This is a genomic window from Pseudomonas sp. 05L36 (assembly GCF_056398125.1).
In genome coordinates this window covers 237,440-254,359 of record NZ_JBFTOU010000008.1, presented here as the reverse complement: position 1 = coordinate 254,359, position 16,920 = coordinate 237,440, and the positions used below count along the sequence as shown (strand labels likewise).

The following is a 16,920-nucleotide window of genomic DNA, read 5'->3' as shown; positions in this document are numbered from 1 at the left end:
TGTAGGAGCTGCCGGAGGTTCGGGCCGCGTTCGGACGATCTTTTGATCTTGCTTTTGCGATCTGGAGATTACTGAAGATTAAGATCAAAAAGATCGTCAGAACGCGGCCCGAACCTTCGGCAGCCCCTACAGATATTTCGTTATATGTGCTCCCCGGGATTGCGTGAAGAACCTAAAAAAACGGGCAGTCACCGCAAGGGACTGCCCGTTTTTGTAGGAGCTGGCTTGCCAGCGAAGACGTCCGTTGTATCGATGCAAGGTTAAAGGACGCCTTCGCCGGCAAGCCGGCTCCTACAGGGGCCGTGCTACATCAGAGATCGTCTTTGTCGAAGCGACGCGCTTCGCGTTGCAACTGGTAGACGAAGCGTTCGACCTGACGCTGCACCAGCCCGCTCATGTTATGGAAGCGAACGCCGGCGAAGGTGGTGGAGATTTTTTCTTCGAAGTGCAGATAACGCAACTCGACCGGCGCGGTCATCTTGCCAAAGGGCAGTTCGGCGCTGAAGCGGTCGTAAACCTGACCCAGTTGCAGGCTGCCAGTGATGTCACCGTCGAAACGCAGTTTGCAGCCGGTAGCGGAAATATCCAGCAGCTTGCCACTGATGGAGGCCTTGAGCTTTTCGCCGTCGAGGTTGACGTTGACCAGTTGTGCCAGCTTCAGTGCCGCACGGAACGCATTACGGCGCTGGTGGTACACCACTTCATCGGGCAGGGTGCCACGATAGCAGCGGCTGCCACCGGATTCGTCGATGTTCAATTGGCCGTTGCTTTCCCAGGCTATGCGTACGCCTTCGTGAAAGCCTTCGACCCTGAACGGCTCGCCCGCCAGCAGGTAGCGCTCGCCGTCACGGGGAATCATTTCGTCCAGGGCAATCATATTGCTGTCACGGTCCAGGTCCACCAGGTAGCTCTGGAAGCGCTGGCTGCGCTCGTGGAACGTAATGATCAGCGGGTCATGGCTTTCGAGCAGCTGGCGCAGGTTGCTGGAGATTTCCAAGGGCGTGGAGAGCACCTTGGGTGGCTGCGGAGCATCATCCACGGATAAGGCATTGGACACGGTTAATCAATCTCCAGACAAAATTTGACTACGGCTGGGTGGCAGTTTGCCAGTATGTTGCGCGTCTTGATAGAGCGGGGGCATTGACCGGTTCATGCCTGACTGAGCGGGCGCGGCTTGGCAAGCTTGGAGAATGTTCCGCTGGCATCGTAAAGCGCCGGGGTTTCACCGCCGGTGAGGATTTTCAGCTGGGTGGCCGTAGCGGCCTGCTGAGTGAGGATCGACTGGCCGTTGTTGGCGTTGATGGCCTGACACTGGGCCAGGAGATCGGTCAGCACGTCACTTTGCGCCAGCAACTGCTCGCCAATGCTCGACTGGCTGGCCAGTTGCTCCAGACCGCCACGGTTGGTCGGCAGGTTGAGGCTGGCGAGGACTTCACTGCGCTTGCGGCCATGCTGTTCGAGCAAAACGACCAATGCCTGTTTCTGCGCCAGGATGTCCTCGAGCAATGGCATGTCGCGGCCATGCAATGCGAGGGATTCGGTCTGCAGCAGTTCCAGCAGGTGTTGCGCTGGAGCAAAGTCGTCGGTGATCAGTTGCAGTAATTGAGTGTCGTGCATGGCTGGCCTTGGGTTTTAAGCGTCCAAAAGCCTGGCGCTGGCGGTGGCCTAGCGCTGGGCTTCGAAGTTGAGCAGTTTGCTGGCTACACGGTTGCTGTCGACTTTATAGCTGCCATCGGCAATCGCTGCTTTCAACTCGGCCACGCGGGCGTTGTCGACGGCGGGTTGATCGCGCAGCTTGTCAGTGACCTTCTGCAACTGTTGAGCCTCATCGCTGAGATGTACCGATTCCCCGCTTTTGACGGTACCGGCCTGTTCGGCCGCGGACTCCAGCGGCAAGGATTTGCCGGCTTCGGCGCTTTCCTTGCTGGCGCTGGTACGTGTACTGCCCGTAAGGGACGAGGAGCTGTTCAAACGGCTGAAATCGATGACCATGATAAAAAACCTCTGGGAATTTGGACGCTTGCCATGGTTTCGGCCATTCCCTGGAAAACTTTAGGCCCATTTATCAATGAACCTTGCGCGCGCCAGCGCTTACCGTGCCTGGAACACAGTCTAGGGAACAGCCGCGGCAAGTGCCACATTCCGATGAACTGAGCGCCTTACATGGACACTTCCACCTGCCCCGGCGCCATGACCTGCGCCTTGATGACCCTTTGGGAATTGAGGTTCTTCACCCGAATCTGTTCGCTCAGGCTGCCGTTTGACAGGGCTTCGCCCGGCATGCGCACGCTGAGCGTGCCGCTGCGGGCGGTAATCACCACCTGATCACCCTTGCGGATGACCTCGGCCTGTTCGATATGCACCAGGGTAATCACCTGGTCGGCGACCATTGGTCGGGTCAGTCGCTGCCCGATCGCCTGATCGAGAGAGGTCAGGTAGCCCTGGCTGATGAGGCTGATATCGCGCTCGCGCAGGACCACATCCCCAGGTTCGACAATGGCTGCGCGGCGCAGTGGCCGGGCGCTGGTCACGACATCGCGAAACAGGCGGACTTGAGCGGGTACGAAGACTGTCCAGGGGGAAGCGCCCTCGCAGCGGACCTTGACCGTAACCCGTCCCAACGGCTTGGGACTCTCAAGGGTTGCTGTCAATTCCTTGTCGCACATGGGCATGTGCATACGCGGATCGAGCGGGTTGACCTGGATCTCGTAGCGACCTTCCGTTTGGCTGGTAGCCAGATAGTCTTCTACGGTGAATTCAAGAAAGCCCTGAGTGACGCCGATAAGCATGTCAGGCAAGGTAACCGCGTCAGCAAGGGCAGGGCTGCCAGCGTTGAACAGGCAAACAGCCGCCAGCACGCCGAGCAATTTTCGGCAGGGTGTGGTCAGGCGTCGGAAAAATGTCGGTTCTGTGTTCATAACGATTAAAAAAGCAAGCGCCGTGCCGTTTAGTGATGAAGGCGCGTCGCAACAACACTTGGCGTTGGTGTAGGAGTCTGGGCATGGCTGGTGTAATGGATTCGGTAAACCAGCGCACGCAACTGGTGGGGCAGAATCGCCTTGAGCTGTTGTTGTTCCGTCTCGACGGCCAGCAGCTGTACGGGATCAACGTGTTCAAGGTTCGGGAGGTGCTGCAATGCCCCAAACTGACGCTGATGCCCAAGTCCAGTCCTGTCGTGTGCGGCGTGGCGAACATCCGGGGGGCGACCATTCCGATCCTTGATCTGGCAATGGCGACTGGCTCCGGTGCGTTGAAGGACAAGAACAATCCCTTCGTGATCATCACGGAGTACAACACCAAGACCCAGGGTTTCCTGGTCCGCTCGGTGGAGCGCATCGTCAACATGAACTGGGAGGAGATCCATCCGCCGCCCAAGGGCACCGGGCGCGATCACTACCTGACGGCGGTGACGCGGGTCGACAATCAGTTGGTCGAAATCATCGACGTCGAGAAGGTGCTGGCGGAAGTGGCACCGACGCCGGAAGCGATTTCCGTGGGTGTGGTGGATGTCGAAACCCGGCACAAGGCGCTTTCGTTGCGAGTGCTGACGGTCGATGACTCGTCGGTGGCGCGCAAGCAGGTCACGCGTTGCCTGCAAACGGTCGGCGTCGAAGTGGTGGCGTTGAACGATGGTCGGCAAGCGCTGGATTACCTGCGCAAACTGGTCGACGAGGGCAAGAAACCGGAAGAAGAGTTCCTGATGATGATCTCCGACATCGAGATGCCGGAGATGGACGGGTACACCCTGACGGCGGAAATCCGCAACGACCCGCGCATGCAAAAGCTTCATATCATCCTGCATACTTCGTTGTCGGGGGTATTCAATCAGGCGATGGTCAAGAAGGTCGGTGCCGATGACTTCCTGGCCAAATTCCGTCCTGATGACCTGGCATCCCGGGTAGTCGACCGGATCAAAGCAGCAGATTTCAGCTAGGGGTTCGCACCCCAGGCAGTCAACACGATTTAAGAGGCGGCATCATTGTCTACGGGTAATTTGGATTTCGAACAGTTCCGGGTATTCCTGGAAAAAGCCTGTGGCATTTTGCTCGGTGAAAACAAGCAGTACCTGGTCTCCAGCCGTCTCAACAAACTGATGGAACAGCAAGGCATCAAGTCTTTGGGTGAGCTGGTTCAGCGCATGCAGACGCAACCGCGCAGCGGTTTGCGCGAGCAGGTGGTGGATGCCATGACCACCAATGAAACCCTGTGGTTTCGAGACACCTACCCGTTTGAAGTCTTGAAGAACAAGGTCCTGCCCGAAGCGATCAAGGCCAGTCCCGGCCAGCGCCTGCGCATCTGGTCGGCGGCATGCTCGTCGGGCCAGGAACCCTATTCGCTGTCGATGTCCATCGACGAGTTCGAGCGGGTCAACATGGGTCAGTTGAGGATGGGTGTGCAGATCGTTGCCACCGACCTGTCCGGCACCATGCTGAACAACTGCAAGACCGGTGAGTACGACAGCCTGGCCATCGGCCGCGGTCTGTCGCCCGAGCGTCTGCAGCGTTATTTCGACCCGAAAGGACCGGGACGCTGGGCGATCAAGGCGCCGATCAAGAGCCGCGTGGAATTCCGTTCCTTCAACCTGCTGGACAGCTACGCGAGTCTGGGCAAGTTCGACATCGTGTTCTGCCGCAACGTGTTGATCTACTTCTCCGCCGAGGTGAAGAAGGACATCCTGTTGCGCATCCACAGCACGTTGAAGCGGGGCGGTTACCTGTTCCTCGGTGCTTCCGAAGCGCTGAACGGGTTGCCGGATCATTACCAGATGGTCCAGTGCAGCCCGGGGATCATTTACCAGGCGAAGTGATGCAAAAGTGGCGCGCATAAAAAACGGGAGTCCTCAGGGACTCCCGTTTTTTTGTGCCTGATGATTTCTCGCAAGCACTGCATTTCCCTGTGGGAGCGAGCCTGCTCGCGATGGCGTCCTGACAGTCGAGTTCAACTTTGCCAGACACACCGCTATCGCGAGCAGGCTCGCTCCCACAGTGGCCGGCGGTGTTCTGAAAAGGGTAAGGAGGCGGCAGAAAAGCGGCATGCGGCGGAAAACCGTTGCCGCTTTTCTGGCATTGCCGCGTTGCCATGGCCGGCAAAGCCCCGGTTTCCGGGCTTTTTTGAATTGGCATGGGGCTTGCTAAGTTGATCCTACGAAAAATCAGGTCACCCGAAGGTTTCCCGACATGAGCATCAGCTTCGATAAAGCGCTCGGTATCCACGAACAAGCCCTGGGCTTCCGCGCCCAGCGTGCCGAAGTCCTGGCCAACAACATCGCCAACGCCGATACCCCGAACTACAAGGCTCGGGACCTGGACTTCTCGAAAGTGCTCGCCGAGCAGAACGAGAAAACCAAAAGCGGCACCTTCGCCCTGAACATGACCAACAGCCGTCACATCGAGGCTGAAGGCCTGGGCAATGGCGACGAGTCGTTGCTGTATCGCACGCCGATGCAACCGTCGATCGACCAGAACACCGTGGACGCCCAGCTGGAACAGTCGAACTACGCGCAAAACGCGATCGGCTTCCAGGCCAGCTTCACCCTGCTCAACAGCAAATTCAAAGGGCTGGTGTCAGCCCTGCGCGGAGAGTAAGCCATGTCTCTATCCAGTGTTTTCAACATTGCCGGTAGCGGCATGAGTGCGCAGACCACGCGTTTGAACACCGTCGCTTCGAACATCGCCAACGCCGAGACGGTTTCGTCGAGCATCGACCAGACCTACCGCGCGCGTCATCCAGTGTTCGCCACCATGTTCCAGGGCGGCCAGAGCGGCGGCAGCGACTCGCTGTTCCAGAACCAGGATGCCGCCGGTCAGGGCGTGCAGGTGCTGGGGGTGGTCGAAGACCAGAGCAACCTCGAGGCGCGCTACGAGCCGAACCATCCGGCGGCCGATGCCAAGGGCTACGTCTACTACCCGAACGTCAACGTGGTTGAAGAAATGGCCGACATGATTTCTGCGAGCCGTTCGTTCCAGACCAACGCCGAAATGATGAACACCGCCAAAACCATGATGCAGAAGGTCCTGACCCTCGGTCAGTGATAAGGGACGACTCAGATGAGTGTTACCGATTCCACCAGCGGTTTGAGCCTCAACGATATCCTGGCCAACTCCTCGATCAAGACCAACGCCACGACTGACGGCCTCGCGTCGGCAACCGGCAGCGCCACGGGCAACAAGGCCCTGGGCAAGGATGCGTTCCTGCAGTTGCTGGTGACCCAGCTGAAAAACCAGAACCCGCTGGAGCCCCAAGACAACGGCGCGTTCGTGGCCCAGTTGGCGCAGTTCAGCAGCCTGGAAGGCATCACCACGCTCAACAACACCGTGAGCGGCCTGGCCAGCAACTACAACTCGTCCCAGGCCTTGCAGGCATCGTCGCTGGTGGGCCGTTCGGTCATCGCTCCGGGTGACAAGGCCGTGGTCGATACCACCAAGAGCCTCAGCGGCACGGTGGTGGTACCGTCTTCGGTGGCGTCCGCCACCCTGAAGATCACCGACTCAACCGGCAAGACCGTGCGCACCATCGACCTCGGTTCGCAGAAGGCCGGCAACGCCAGCTTCATCTGGGACGGCAAGAACGATGCGGGTGAGACGGTACCGGCGGGCACCTACACCTTCGGCGCCACGAGCACGATCGATGGCCAGTCCGTCGCGTTGATCACCAACCTGCCGGCGACCGTCAACAGCGTGACCATCAGCCAGACCGGCGGTGAGTTGATGCTCAATCTGGCCGGGCTGGGCAGCGTTGCCCTGTCCAAAGTACAAACCATTGGTATGTAGAGCCGACTAACACGGCACAAAGGAGTGGATGATGTCTTTCAATATCGGCCTTAGCGGTCTCTATGCAGCCAACAAACAACTGGACGTGACCGGCAACAACATCGCCAACGTCGCGACCACCGGTTTCAAATCGTCCCGTGCAGAATTCGAAGACGTGTACTCGGCGACCCGCCTGGGCACCGGCAGCAAGACCGTCGGCAACGGCGTGCGCCTGGCCAACGTTTCCCAGCAGTTCGGCCAGGGTGACGTAAGCAACACCGGTAACGTGCTCGACATGGGTATCCAGGGCAACGGTTTCTTTGTCCTGAGCAACAACGGTTCGCTGACCTACACCCGTGCCGGTACATTCAAGACCGACAAGGAAGGCTACGTCACCAACAGCGACGGTACGGCCCGCCTGCAAGGTTACGGTGTGGATGCCAACGGCAAGATCGTCAATGGCGTGCTGACCGACCTGCGCATCGACACCTCCAACCTGGCACCGAAATCCACCAGCACCGTGTCGTCGACGATCAACCTGAACTCCACCTCGGCGGTGATCGACCAGACGGTTGCGGCGAACAAGTTTGACCCGTCCAAGACCGAGACCTTTACCAAGTCGTTCAGTACCCCGATCTTCGATACTCAGGGTAACCAGCACACCATGGATCAATACATGGTCAAGACTGGAGCGAACACGTGGGACACCTACACGCTGATCGATGGCCGTAATCCGGATGGCAGTGATCCTACCGTTACCGCGCCGGTTGCTTCGACCATGTCGTTCGATTCCACCGGCAAACTGACCTCGGTCAGCACACCGGTGACGCCGCCAACCACGCCGCCGACTTCGGTGATCAGCAGTGACCTGAAAATCACCAACTGGACTCCGGGCAGTGTCACCAATGGCGTCTGGACAGCCAACGGCGCCGCAGCCGATCCGGCTGGATTGACCATCGCCATGGCCAATACCACCCAGTTCAACGCCGACACCGCGCGTTCGATTCCGGCGCAGAACGGTTACGCCACTGGCCAGATCACCAACCTGACCATCGACGGCAGCGGTGTGTTGCTGGCCAACTTCAGCAACAACCAGACCAAGCCGATCGGCCAGATCTCCCTGGCCAGCTTCACCAACGAGCAAGGCCTGCAACCGGTAGGCGGTACCAGCTGGAAAGAAACCTACGCGTCGGGCATCCCGGGCTACGATGCGCCGGAGACCGGCACCCTGGGTTCGATCGTTTCCAACTCCCTGGAAGAGTCCAACGTCAACCTGACCAACGAACTGGTCGACCTGATCAAGGCGCAGAGCAACTACCAGGCGAACGCCAAGACCATCTCCACCCAGAGCACCATCATGCAGACCATCATTCAGATGGCTTGATGCTGGAAAGTGCTGCACAAAAAAGCCCCTCGAGAGAGGGGCTTTTTTGTGCTCGCCGAAACCTGTAGGTGTAGGAGCGAGCTTGCTCGCGATGGTCGTCAACGATAACGCGTGTTGTCTGAAAACACGCGGCGGCCTCAAGACCATCGCGAGCAAGCTCGCTCCTACAGGCTCAGCTTATTGGCAAGCTTCGCAATCCGGCTCGTCGATGGCGCAAGCCTTCGGCACTGGAGCAGGACCGGCAGGCGCTGCCAGGACCGAGTCGTCACCGTGGTTGCCGCCGCTGGAAACAGCGTTCAGCTTACCGGTGTTGATGGTCGACTTCTCGGTGCTGGTCGCGGCCAGGGCACGGAGGTAGTAGGTGGTTTTCAGACCACGGTACCAGGCCATGCGGTAGGTCACGTCCAGCTTCTTGCCCGAAGCGCCAGCGATGTACAGGTTCAGCGACTGAGCCTGGTCGATCCACTTCTGACGACGGCTTGCCGCGTCGACGATCCACTTGGTGTCCACTTCGAAGGCAGTCGCGTAAAGCTCTTTGAGTTCTTGCGGGATGCGCTCGATCTGCTGCACCGAACCGTCGTAGTACTTCAGGTCGTTGATCATGACCGAATCCCACAGGCCACGAGCCTTCAGGTCGCGAACCAGGTACGGGTTGATCACGGTGAATTCGCCCGACAGGTTCGATTTCACATACAGGTTCTGGTAGGTCGGTTCGATCGACTGCGAAACGCCAGTGATGTTGGCGATGGTCGCGGTCGGTGCGATGGCCATGATGTTGGAGTTACGAATGCCTTTCTGTACACGGGCGCGAACCGGTGCCCAGTCCAGGGATTCGTTCAGGTCGACATCGATGTACTTCTGGCCACGGGCCTCGATCAGGATCTGTTGCGAATCCAGCGGCAGGATGCCTTTGGACCACAGCGAACCCTGGAACGTCTCGTAGGCGCCGCGCTCGTCGGCCAGGTCGCAGGACGCCTGGATCGCGTAGTAGCTGACCGCTTCCATCGACTTGTCGGCGAACTCGACGGCAGCATCGGAACCGTAAGGGATGTGCTGCAGGTACAGCGCGTCCTGGAAGCCCATGATGCCCAGGCCGACCGGACGGTGCTTGAAGTTGGAGTTCTGCGCTTGCGGCACCGAGTAGTAGTTGATGTCGATCACGTTATCGAGCATGCGCACGGCGGTGTTCACGGTGCGTTGCAGCTTGGCGGTGTCCAGCTTGCCGCCCACGACGTGGTTCGGCAGGTTGATCGAGCCCAGGTTGCAAACGGCGATCTCGTCCTTGTTGGTGTTCAAGGTGATTTCGGTGCACAGGTTCGAGCTGTGGACCACGCCCACGTGTTGCTGCGGGCTGCGCAGGTTGCACGGGTCCTTGAAGGTCAGCCATGGGTGGCCGGTTTCGAACAGCATGGACAGCATCTTGCGCCACAGGTCTTTGGCCTGGATGGTCTTGAACAGCTTGACCTTGCCCGGGTACTCGGTCAGGGCTTCGTAGTACTCGTAGCGCTCTTCGAAGGCCTTGCCGGTCAGGTCGTGCAGGTCCGGTACTTCGGACGGCGAGAACAGGGTCCACTTGCCGTCATCGAAGACGCGCTTCATGAACAGGTCCGGGATCCAGTTGGCGGTGTTCATGTCGTGGGTACGACGACGGTCATCACCGGTGTTCTTGCGCAGCTCGATGAACTCTTCGATGTCCATGTGCCAGGTTTCCAGGTAGGCACATACAGCGCCTTTGCGCTTGCCGCCCTGGTTAACCGCTACGGCGGTGTCGTTCACTACTTTCAAGAACGGCACGACGCCCTGGGACTTGCCGTTGGTGCCCTTGATGTACGAACCCAGCGCACGCACCGGTGTCCAGTCGTTGCCCAGGCCGCCAGCGAATTTCGACAGCATGGCGTTGTCGTGGATCGCGTGGTAGATGCCCGACAGGTCATCCGGCACGGTGGTCAGGTAGCAGCTCGACAGCTGTGGACGCAGGGTACCGGCGTTGAACAGGGTCGGAGTCGAAGCCATGTAGTCGAAGGACGACAGCAGGTTGTAGAACTCGATCGCGCGGTCTTCTTTGTGCTTCTCTTCGATTGCCAGGCCCATGGCCACACGCATGAAGAAGATCTGCGGCAGTTCGAAACGCACGCCATCCTTGTGGATGAAGTAACGGTCGTACAGGGTCTGCAGGCCCAGGTAGGTGAATTGCTGGTCGCGCTCGTGGTTGATCGCCTTGCCCAGTTTTTCCAGGTCGAAGGTGGCCAGCACAGGGTTCAGCAGTTCGAACTCGATACCTTTGGCGATGTAGGCCGGCAGCGCCTTGGCGTACAGGTCGACCATTTCGTGGTGGGTGGCGCTTTCGGCGACGCCGAGGAAACCCAGGCCTTCGCCGCGCAGGGTGTCCATCAGCAGGCGCGCGGTCACGAACGAGTAGTTCGGCTCGCGTTCAACCAGGGTACGGGCGGTCATCACCAGGGCGGTGTTGACGTCGTTCAGGGCCACGCCGTCGTACAGGTTCTTCAGGGTTTCGCGCTGGATCAGGTCGCCGTCGACTTCTTCCAGGCCTTCGCACGCTTCGGTGACGATGGTGTTCAGGCGGCCCATGTCCAGTGGCGCCAGGCTGCCGTCGGCACGGGTGATGCGGATCGACGGGTGAGCGTTGACCGCTTCCTCGGCCGGTGCGTGGGCAGCGCGTTCTTTCGAACGACCGTCACGGTAGATCACGTAGTCGCGAGCGACTTTCTGCTCGCCGGCACGCATCAGGGCCAGTTCGACCTGGTCCTGGATTTCTTCGATGTGGATGGTGCCGCCCGATGGCATGCGACGCTTGAAGGTCGCGGTGACCTGTTCGGTCAGGCGGGCAACAGTGTCGTGGATTCGCGACGAGGCAGCAGCGGTGCCGCCTTCAACTGCGAGGAACGCTTTGGTGATGGCGACGGTGATTTTGTCATCGGTGTAGGGAACGACAGTGCCGTTACGCTTGATCACGCGCAGTTGGCCAGGCGCGGTGGCGGACAGATCCGAATTCGAATCAGCGGCCTGCGGCAAGGTGCCCTGCGGGTTCTCGCGAGTTGTGTCGGTTTGCATGGGGGAGTGTCTCCACATTCTCTATGTTTGTTTGGGCACCATCACGGTGCCCACCGTTCCGTCCTGAAGCACTACAACCGGCGAGCGCCGGGCATAACGACTTCGGGACAGTAGGAAGGGGGCTTTATCGAGCGCCGCTTCCATGCCGAAGTCTTTGGTCTCACGCCTTGGGCCTGAAACCTTGGTCCATTGCAGGTGACAGTTGGGACTGCAACACCCGTACCGTTTTCACCACTCTGGGCCGAAATACAGTAGCCATCCGCATGCGCGGTTTGGTCTTTCGAAAATACGTTTGGTTCAACCGGACAGAGGCAGTAAAAGCGCTTGAAATTGGTGTCTGGTTTGTGTTTGGTTTTTCGCGCAAAACCCTATATCTAGGGTTTTTTTAGCGCCGGGCTACAAGATAATGCGTTTTAGGGGGGGATTGCAACGTACTACCTGTGGATAAACCTGTGCGTAAATTGTGTGTGAAAGAGGGAACCGGCGTGTAGGCCGCGACACTGCTGGACCGGACCTTTTTTCAGGGATTTTCTACGATCGAAAACGCTCGATCGGATTTTTAAGGGCGCGAACCCTATCACAAAAAACCGCTTCGTCCGAACGCATTTACCTGCTTGTGTTCTCGACGGGCGGCGTTTATACAATCGGCCCAGCGTGTATACATATTTGTCCCCCCGAATCATTACAAAAAAGACGGGCGGATCCTTCCTTATTGGTGTTTTTGGCAAGCAGAGGTCACCCGTGGAGCAAGAAGCCTGGCAGGTATTGATTGTGGAGGACGACCAGCGACTGGCTGAACTGACCCGCGATTACCTGGAAGCCAATGGCCTGCGTGTATCGATCGAAGGCGATGGTGCACTCGCTGCGAACCGCATCATCAAGGAACAACCGGACCTGGTGATCCTCGACCTGATGCTCCCCGGCGAAGATGGCCTGAGCATTTGCCGCAAGGTCCGCGCCCGCTATGACGGCCCGATCCTGATGCTCACCGCCCGCACCGATGACACTGACCAGATTCTCGGCCTGGACCTGGGGGCTGACGACTACGTGTGCAAACCGGTACGCCCGCGTCTGTTGCTGGCGCGCATCCAGGCCCTGCTGCGTCGCAGTGAAGCACCCGAAGCCGCCCCGGAAAAACAGCGGCGTCTACAGTTCGGCCCGCTGATCGTCGACAACGCCTTGCGCGAAGCCTGGTTGCAGGGCAACGGCATCGAGCTGACGAGCGCCGAATTCGACTTGCTCTGGCTGTTGGTGGCCAATGCCGGGCGCATCCTCTCCCGGGAGGAGATCTTCACCGCACTGCGGGGCATCGGCTATGACGGTCAGGACCGCTCCATCGATGTGCGCATCTCGCGCATCCGCCCGAAGATCGGCGATGACCCGGAGCATCCACGGCTGATCAAGACCGTGCGCAGCAAAGGCTATCTGTTCGTTCCCGAGGCTTGCGTAGACCAGACCCTGTGAACTCGATCTTCCTGCGTATCTATGGCGGCATGTGCGCCGCGCTGATTCTGGTGGCGGTGCTCGGTGTGCTGGCGTTGCACCTGCTCAATCAGGTGCGCAGCGAGCAATACCGCGAGCGTCTGGCCCACGGCACATTCACGCTGATGGCCGACAACCTGCAACCGATGAACCAGACCGAGCGCCACCGGGCCTTGCTGGTGTGGGAGCGGCTGCTCGGCATTCCGCTGGCGCTGAAAGCCTTTGCCGAGACTGACCTCGACCTGACCCAGCGCACTCGTGTGTTGCGCGGCCAGGCATTGGTGGAACAGACCGGCCCGCATGCGGCGAAGGTATTCAAGCTGGTCAGCGACAAGGAACAGTTGATGCTCACCGGGGAAGTGCAGCAGATCAGCGAGCAACTGGCCCGGGCGACCATCTACCTGTTGACCGATGAACTGGTGCGCACACCGGTCGCCGACCAGCCCATGCGCCTGGCGCAATTGAAGCAAGACAAGGGCTTCGGTTTCGACCTGCGCCTGGTCACGGTTGACGAGGCGGACATGGACGAAGACCAGAGTCGCCGGGTGTCCGAGGGCGACACTGTGATGGCGCTGGGCAAGGGCGGCGATTCGATCCGGGTGTTCGCCGGTATGGTCGGCACACCGTGGGTCCTGGAAATCGGTCCGTTGTATCAGATGAATCCTTATCCGCCGGAATGGCTGGTGCTGATCGCCGCGCTGGGCCTGACGCTGATCGGCTTGATCGTTTATCTGCTGGTGCGTCAGCTGGAGCGACGCTTGCGTGGCCTCGAGGCCGCCGCCACGCGCATCGCCAAGGGCAGTCTGGAAACCCGCGTGCCGGCGCGCGGTGCGGATTCTGTGGGGCGGTTGGCGTCGGCGTTCAACGGTATGGCCGAGCACTTGCAGCAGCTGCTGGCGATCCAGCGCGAACTGGTGCGCGCGGTGTCCCACGAATTGCGCACGCCGGTGGCCCGCCTGCGCTTTGGCCTGGAGATGATCGGTTCGGCCACCACGCCGCAAGCCCTGGAAAAATACTGCCAGGGCATGGACCACGACATCGAGGATCTCGACCGGTTGGTGGACGAGATGCTGACCTACGCGCGGCTCGAACAGGGTTCGCCGGCGCTGAACTTTCAGCGGATCGATCTGGATGCCTTGGTCAATCAGGTGATCGAAGAACTGGCGCCGTTACGTGCAGACGTTACGGTGCAGCGGGGGTTGTGCCTGTCGGCGGCCGATAACGACGACGCCTGGGTCGAGGCCGAACCGCGTTATCTGCACCGGGCGATCCAGAACCTGGTGAGCAACGCTATGCGTCATGCGCAATCACGGGTGACTATCAGTTATCAGGTGGGGCAGCAGCGATGCCGGGTGGATATCGAGGATGACGGGCCGGGTGTGCCGGAGTCGGCGTGGGAGAAGATCTTCACGCCGTTCCTGCGACTCGACGACAGCCGCACCCGGGCGTCTGGAGGCCATGGGTTAGGCCTGTCCATTGTGCGGCGCATCATCCATTGGCATGACGGGCGGGCATTGATTGGCAAGAGCAAGAGCCTGGGCGGGGCATGCTTCAGCTTGAGCTGGCCACGCAATCAGGAGAAGCGTTGAGCCTTGTGTTGTCTGATAGGACCCCATCGCGAGCAGGCTCGCTCCCAAACTGGATCTATGTCACACCACAAATCCCTGTGGGAGCGAGCCTGCTCGCGATGGCGGCCTGACAGGCGCCAAAGACTTCAGGCCTTGATGCTGACCACGCTCAACAACTGCCCATCCTTGACCCCGAACTGCGCATCCAGCTCGGTGCCGTTGCGCCATTCGCTGGACAAATCAGTAAGCAATCGCAACCGCACCTCGCCCGACTCACGCCATTCCAGCACTTCGGCGTGTTCGAAGTAAAAACGTTGCTGAACGATCGGATAGAGCGCCTTGAACAGGCTTTCCTTGACCGAGAACGTCAGGGTGACCAGCAACGCCCGTTGATCGTGATCACCGGCCGCCATGCGCTGTAGCTCCGGCGGGTTGAGGATTTCCCCGGCCAGGCGTTCGGCCCGTTCGGCATTGAGCAGGTTTTCCAGATCCATGCCCAGGCCGCGCCAATGGCTTTTGTCCGCCACGATCGCCGCGGCCCGGCCAGTGCTGTGGGTGATCGAGCCAGTGATATGAGCAGGCCAGACCGGTGCCCGGTCTTCACCGATGGCCGGAATGAAGCTCAAACCTTCGAGCCGCTGTAACGCAGCCCGGGCACACACCCGCCCGGCGAGAAACTCTGCCTGTCGTTTGGCGACCGAGCGCTGGATGCTCGCCGGCGCTTCGACAGCGCTGCGCTGAAAGTCATCGCTGGCCAGTCGGGCGCTATCGAAGTGAGTGCTCAACAGGACCGTATCGGGCAGCACAAACGGCAGCGGCCAATGGTCATCGAGGGGCGTGCAGCAGACGGGCAGGGCGGGGGCTGAATTCATGGGGGGCATTTTGCCGGGTTGCCTTGGGACTGGGTAGTGCAAAGCTTCAGATCGGTGTTGCTGCCTTCGCGAGCAGGCTCGCACACAGTGGATTTGTGTCGCTGCACAATTCCTGTGGGAGCGAGCCTGCTCGCGAAGCGGTCTACCGGCTCAGCTGAAGATCTTCTTGAAAAACGCCTGCATGTCCGCCCAGGATTTTTCATCCGCGGCCTTGTTGTAGCCGATGTCCGGCCCGCCATGATCGCCATGGCTTAGCCGGTCGGCATCCGGGTTGGTGAAGCCGTGCCTGGCGCCGTCGAGGCTGACGAATTTGTAGTCGGCGCCGGCCTTGTCCATCTCGTTCTTGAAAGCCGTGATGTTTTCCGGGGTGACGATGCTGTCCAGCGACCCGTGTTCCACAAGGATCTTCGCCTTGACGCTGCCTGGCGTTGCCGGCGTGTTGGTCGCCAAGGCGCCATGGAAACTCACCACGCCTGCCAATGGCACGCCCTGTCTTGCGGCGTTGAGCACCACGCCACCACCGAAGCAGTAGCCGATGGCGGCGATTTTATGCGGATCGGTTTGCGGTTGTTTTTTCAGCAGGTCGAGCCCGGCCTGAAACCTCGCGCTCGACACGGCACTGTCTTTTGCCACGGCTTGCATGAACGCCATGGCGTCTTTGGGGTGCTCGGTATTTTTGCCATCACCGTACATGTCAATGGCCAGGGCGCTGTAGCCCAGGCTGGCGAGATCCCGGGCGCGGCGCTTGGCGTACTCGTTCAGGCCCCAGAACTCATGCACAACCACGACCCCGGGGCGCGGGCCCTTGATCGCATCGTCATAGGCGTAATAGCCGATCATTTTCGTGCCGTCGGCACTTTGGTAGGGGATTTCCCGGGTCTGGATGGCGGCCTGGCTGAGCCCGCACAAGGCCAGTAGGAGGACGGCGAAGAACATGCGCATGGTCGAAACTCCTGTTGAAACGTGTCGAAACATTCGGGAAAGGGCGGTTCAGCCCAGGTTCAGAGTGCGTTCAGGGGGAGTTCAGGACCCGCTGCGTAACCTTGCCCCGTACCCAAAAAACAAACGGCACATGAGGTAACTCCCCAATGACTGCATTCAAAAAACTGCTTCTGGCAATCACGGTTCTGGGCGCAAGCTCCGCAGCCTTCGCGTCCGACGACAACTTCGCCAGCCTTACTCTTGGACAGACCAGCGACAAGGTCAAAAAGTCCCACGCCCTGAACGACAACCTCAATCACCCGAACGCCGATGGCGTGATCGGCAAGGACACCACCTGGGGTGTTCGTCTGGGCCAGCAAAATACCAAGGGCCGCTACTACGCCACGTACGACAATGTATCGGGCTCGCACAACGGCATTAAACTGCGTCAGGAAAACCTCCTGGGCAGCTACGATCTGTTTTACCCGGTGGGCGGCAGCACCAGGCTGTTCGGTGGTGCCACGGCCGGCCTGACCAAAATGACTCAGGAATCGCCAGGCTTCAGCCGCGACAGCAATATTGGCTACGCCATCGGTGGTCAGGCGGGTGTGTTGCAACAGGTTTCGCAGAACACCTCGGTTGAACTGGGTTACCGTTACCTGCGCAGCAACGCCAGCACTGAGATGAGCGAGCGCGGTGGCAACAAGCAGGGTTCGCTGGACCTGACCAGCAGCGCCCAGACCTACCTGTCCGCCAACTACGCTTTCTGACAAGGGCATGCGCCAACGCGAAACCTGTAGGAGCGAGCTCGCTCCTACAGTGACCGTTGCCATGTTAGCTATTGAGGTGAGACGTTGTGCTTTTGGAGATGT

16 protein-coding genes are annotated in these 16,920 nt (G+C 59.7%); 9 read left to right on the top strand and 7 right to left on the bottom strand.

Features of this window, described 5'->3' with window-relative positions:
- Positions 1-310: 310 nt before the first annotated feature.
- The 4 genes from AC1DKH_RS12085 to flgA all read right to left on the bottom strand — a co-directional run bounded on the left by AC1DKH_RS12085 (position 311) and on the right by flgA (position 2,918).
- The gene (locus AC1DKH_RS12085; RefSeq protein WP_477752843.1) at positions 311-1,057 is read right to left on the bottom strand and encodes a flagellar brake protein; all 747 of its coding nucleotides are present in this window, start codon (positions 1,055-1,057) and stop codon (positions 311-313) included.
- Between the two features lie 92 nt (positions 1,058-1,149).
- The gene (locus AC1DKH_RS12080; protein WP_477798267.1) at positions 1,150-1,617 is read right to left on the bottom strand and encodes a flagella synthesis protein FlgN; all 468 of its coding nucleotides are present in this window, start codon (positions 1,615-1,617) and stop codon (positions 1,150-1,152) included.
- A 48-nt stretch (positions 1,618-1,665) separates the two neighbouring features.
- The gene (flgM, locus tag AC1DKH_RS12075; protein WP_477752841.1) at positions 1,666-1,992 is read right to left on the bottom strand and encodes a flagellar biosynthesis anti-sigma factor FlgM; all 327 of its coding nucleotides are present in this window, start codon (positions 1,990-1,992) and stop codon (positions 1,666-1,668) included.
- A gap of 167 nt (positions 1,993-2,159) precedes the next feature.
- Positions 2,160-2,918: a flagellar basal body P-ring formation chaperone FlgA gene (gene flgA / locus AC1DKH_RS12070; protein ID WP_477798266.1), complete on the bottom strand. Its 759-nt coding sequence runs from the start codon at positions 2,916-2,918 to the stop codon at positions 2,160-2,162.
- Between the two features lie 83 nt (positions 2,919-3,001).
- On the opposite strand from flgA, the gene AC1DKH_RS12065 reads away from it, so the two are divergent.
- The 6 genes from AC1DKH_RS12065 (at position 3,002) to flgE (ending at position 8,133) form a co-directional block, all read left to right on the top strand.
- Positions 3,002-3,934, top strand: coding sequence for a chemotaxis protein CheV (locus AC1DKH_RS12065; protein ID WP_477798265.1), 933 nt, complete (start codon positions 3,002-3,004; stop codon positions 3,932-3,934).
- Positions 3,935-3,979: 45 nt separating this feature from the next.
- Positions 3,980-4,807 carry a protein-glutamate O-methyltransferase CheR gene (gene cheR / locus AC1DKH_RS12060; RefSeq protein ID WP_108215260.1) on the top strand — a complete coding sequence of 276 codons (828 nt, stop codon included), beginning with the start codon at positions 3,980-3,982 and terminating at the stop codon, positions 4,805-4,807.
- 370 nt (positions 4,808-5,177) lie between these two features.
- The gene (gene flgB, locus AC1DKH_RS12055) at positions 5,178-5,585 is read left to right on the top strand and encodes a flagellar basal body rod protein FlgB (protein ID WP_103397733.1); all 408 of its coding nucleotides are present in this window, start codon (positions 5,178-5,180) and stop codon (positions 5,583-5,585) included.
- Between the two features lie 3 nt (positions 5,586-5,588).
- Positions 5,589-6,032 (top strand): flagellar basal body rod protein FlgC, encoded by a 444-nt coding sequence (gene flgC / locus AC1DKH_RS12050; RefSeq protein ID WP_007937507.1) that lies wholly within the window; start codon positions 5,589-5,591, stop codon positions 6,030-6,032.
- Between the two features lie 15 nt (positions 6,033-6,047).
- Positions 6,048-6,770 (top strand): flagellar hook assembly protein FlgD, encoded by a 723-nt coding sequence (gene flgD / locus AC1DKH_RS12045; RefSeq protein ID WP_477798264.1) that lies wholly within the window; start codon positions 6,048-6,050, stop codon positions 6,768-6,770.
- Between the two features lie 31 nt (positions 6,771-6,801).
- Positions 6,802-8,133 carry a flagellar hook protein FlgE gene (flgE, locus tag AC1DKH_RS12040; RefSeq protein ID WP_477764823.1) on the top strand — a complete coding sequence of 444 codons (1,332 nt, stop codon included), beginning with the start codon at positions 6,802-6,804 and terminating at the stop codon, positions 8,131-8,133.
- Positions 8,134-8,310: 177 nt separating this feature from the next.
- Here the strand turns inward: flgE and AC1DKH_RS12035 are convergent, their stop codons facing one another.
- Positions 8,311-11,205: a ribonucleoside-diphosphate reductase subunit alpha gene (locus tag AC1DKH_RS12035; RefSeq protein ID WP_477798263.1), complete on the bottom strand. Its 2,895-nt coding sequence runs from the start codon at positions 11,203-11,205 to the stop codon at positions 8,311-8,313.
- Between the two features lie 741 nt (positions 11,206-11,946).
- Here AC1DKH_RS12035 and AC1DKH_RS12030 point away from each other — a divergent pair.
- Entirely contained in the window at positions 11,947-12,669 is a 723-nt protein-coding gene (locus AC1DKH_RS12030; RefSeq protein WP_477752835.1) for a response regulator, read from the top strand.
- Positions 12,666-14,276, top strand: a complete 1,611-nt coding sequence (locus AC1DKH_RS12025) for an ATP-binding protein (protein ID WP_477798262.1) — start codon at positions 12,666-12,668, stop codon at positions 14,274-14,276. Before AC1DKH_RS12030 ends, AC1DKH_RS12025 begins: the two co-directional genes overlap by 4 nt.
- A 125-nt stretch (positions 14,277-14,401) precedes the next feature.
- On the opposite strand, the gene AC1DKH_RS12020 is transcribed toward AC1DKH_RS12025, so the two are convergent.
- Both AC1DKH_RS12020 and AC1DKH_RS12015 read right to left on the bottom strand, forming a co-directional pair.
- Positions 14,402-15,127 (bottom strand): 4'-phosphopantetheinyl transferase family protein, encoded by a 726-nt coding sequence (locus AC1DKH_RS12020; protein ID WP_477798261.1) that lies wholly within the window; start codon positions 15,125-15,127, stop codon positions 14,402-14,404.
- Positions 15,128-15,277: 150 nt separating this feature from the next.
- Positions 15,278-16,069: a dienelactone hydrolase family protein gene (locus AC1DKH_RS12015; protein ID WP_477764819.1), complete on the bottom strand. Its 792-nt coding sequence runs from the start codon at positions 16,067-16,069 to the stop codon at positions 15,278-15,280.
- Positions 16,070-16,215: 146 nt separating this feature from the next.
- Here AC1DKH_RS12015 and AC1DKH_RS12010 point away from each other — a divergent pair, with 146 nt between their 5' ends.
- A complete protein-coding gene (locus AC1DKH_RS12010) occupies positions 16,216-16,818 on the top strand; it encodes a hypothetical protein (protein ID WP_477752831.1) in 603 nt (200 codons plus the stop codon).
- The last annotated feature ends 102 nt before the right edge of the window (positions 16,819-16,920 follow it).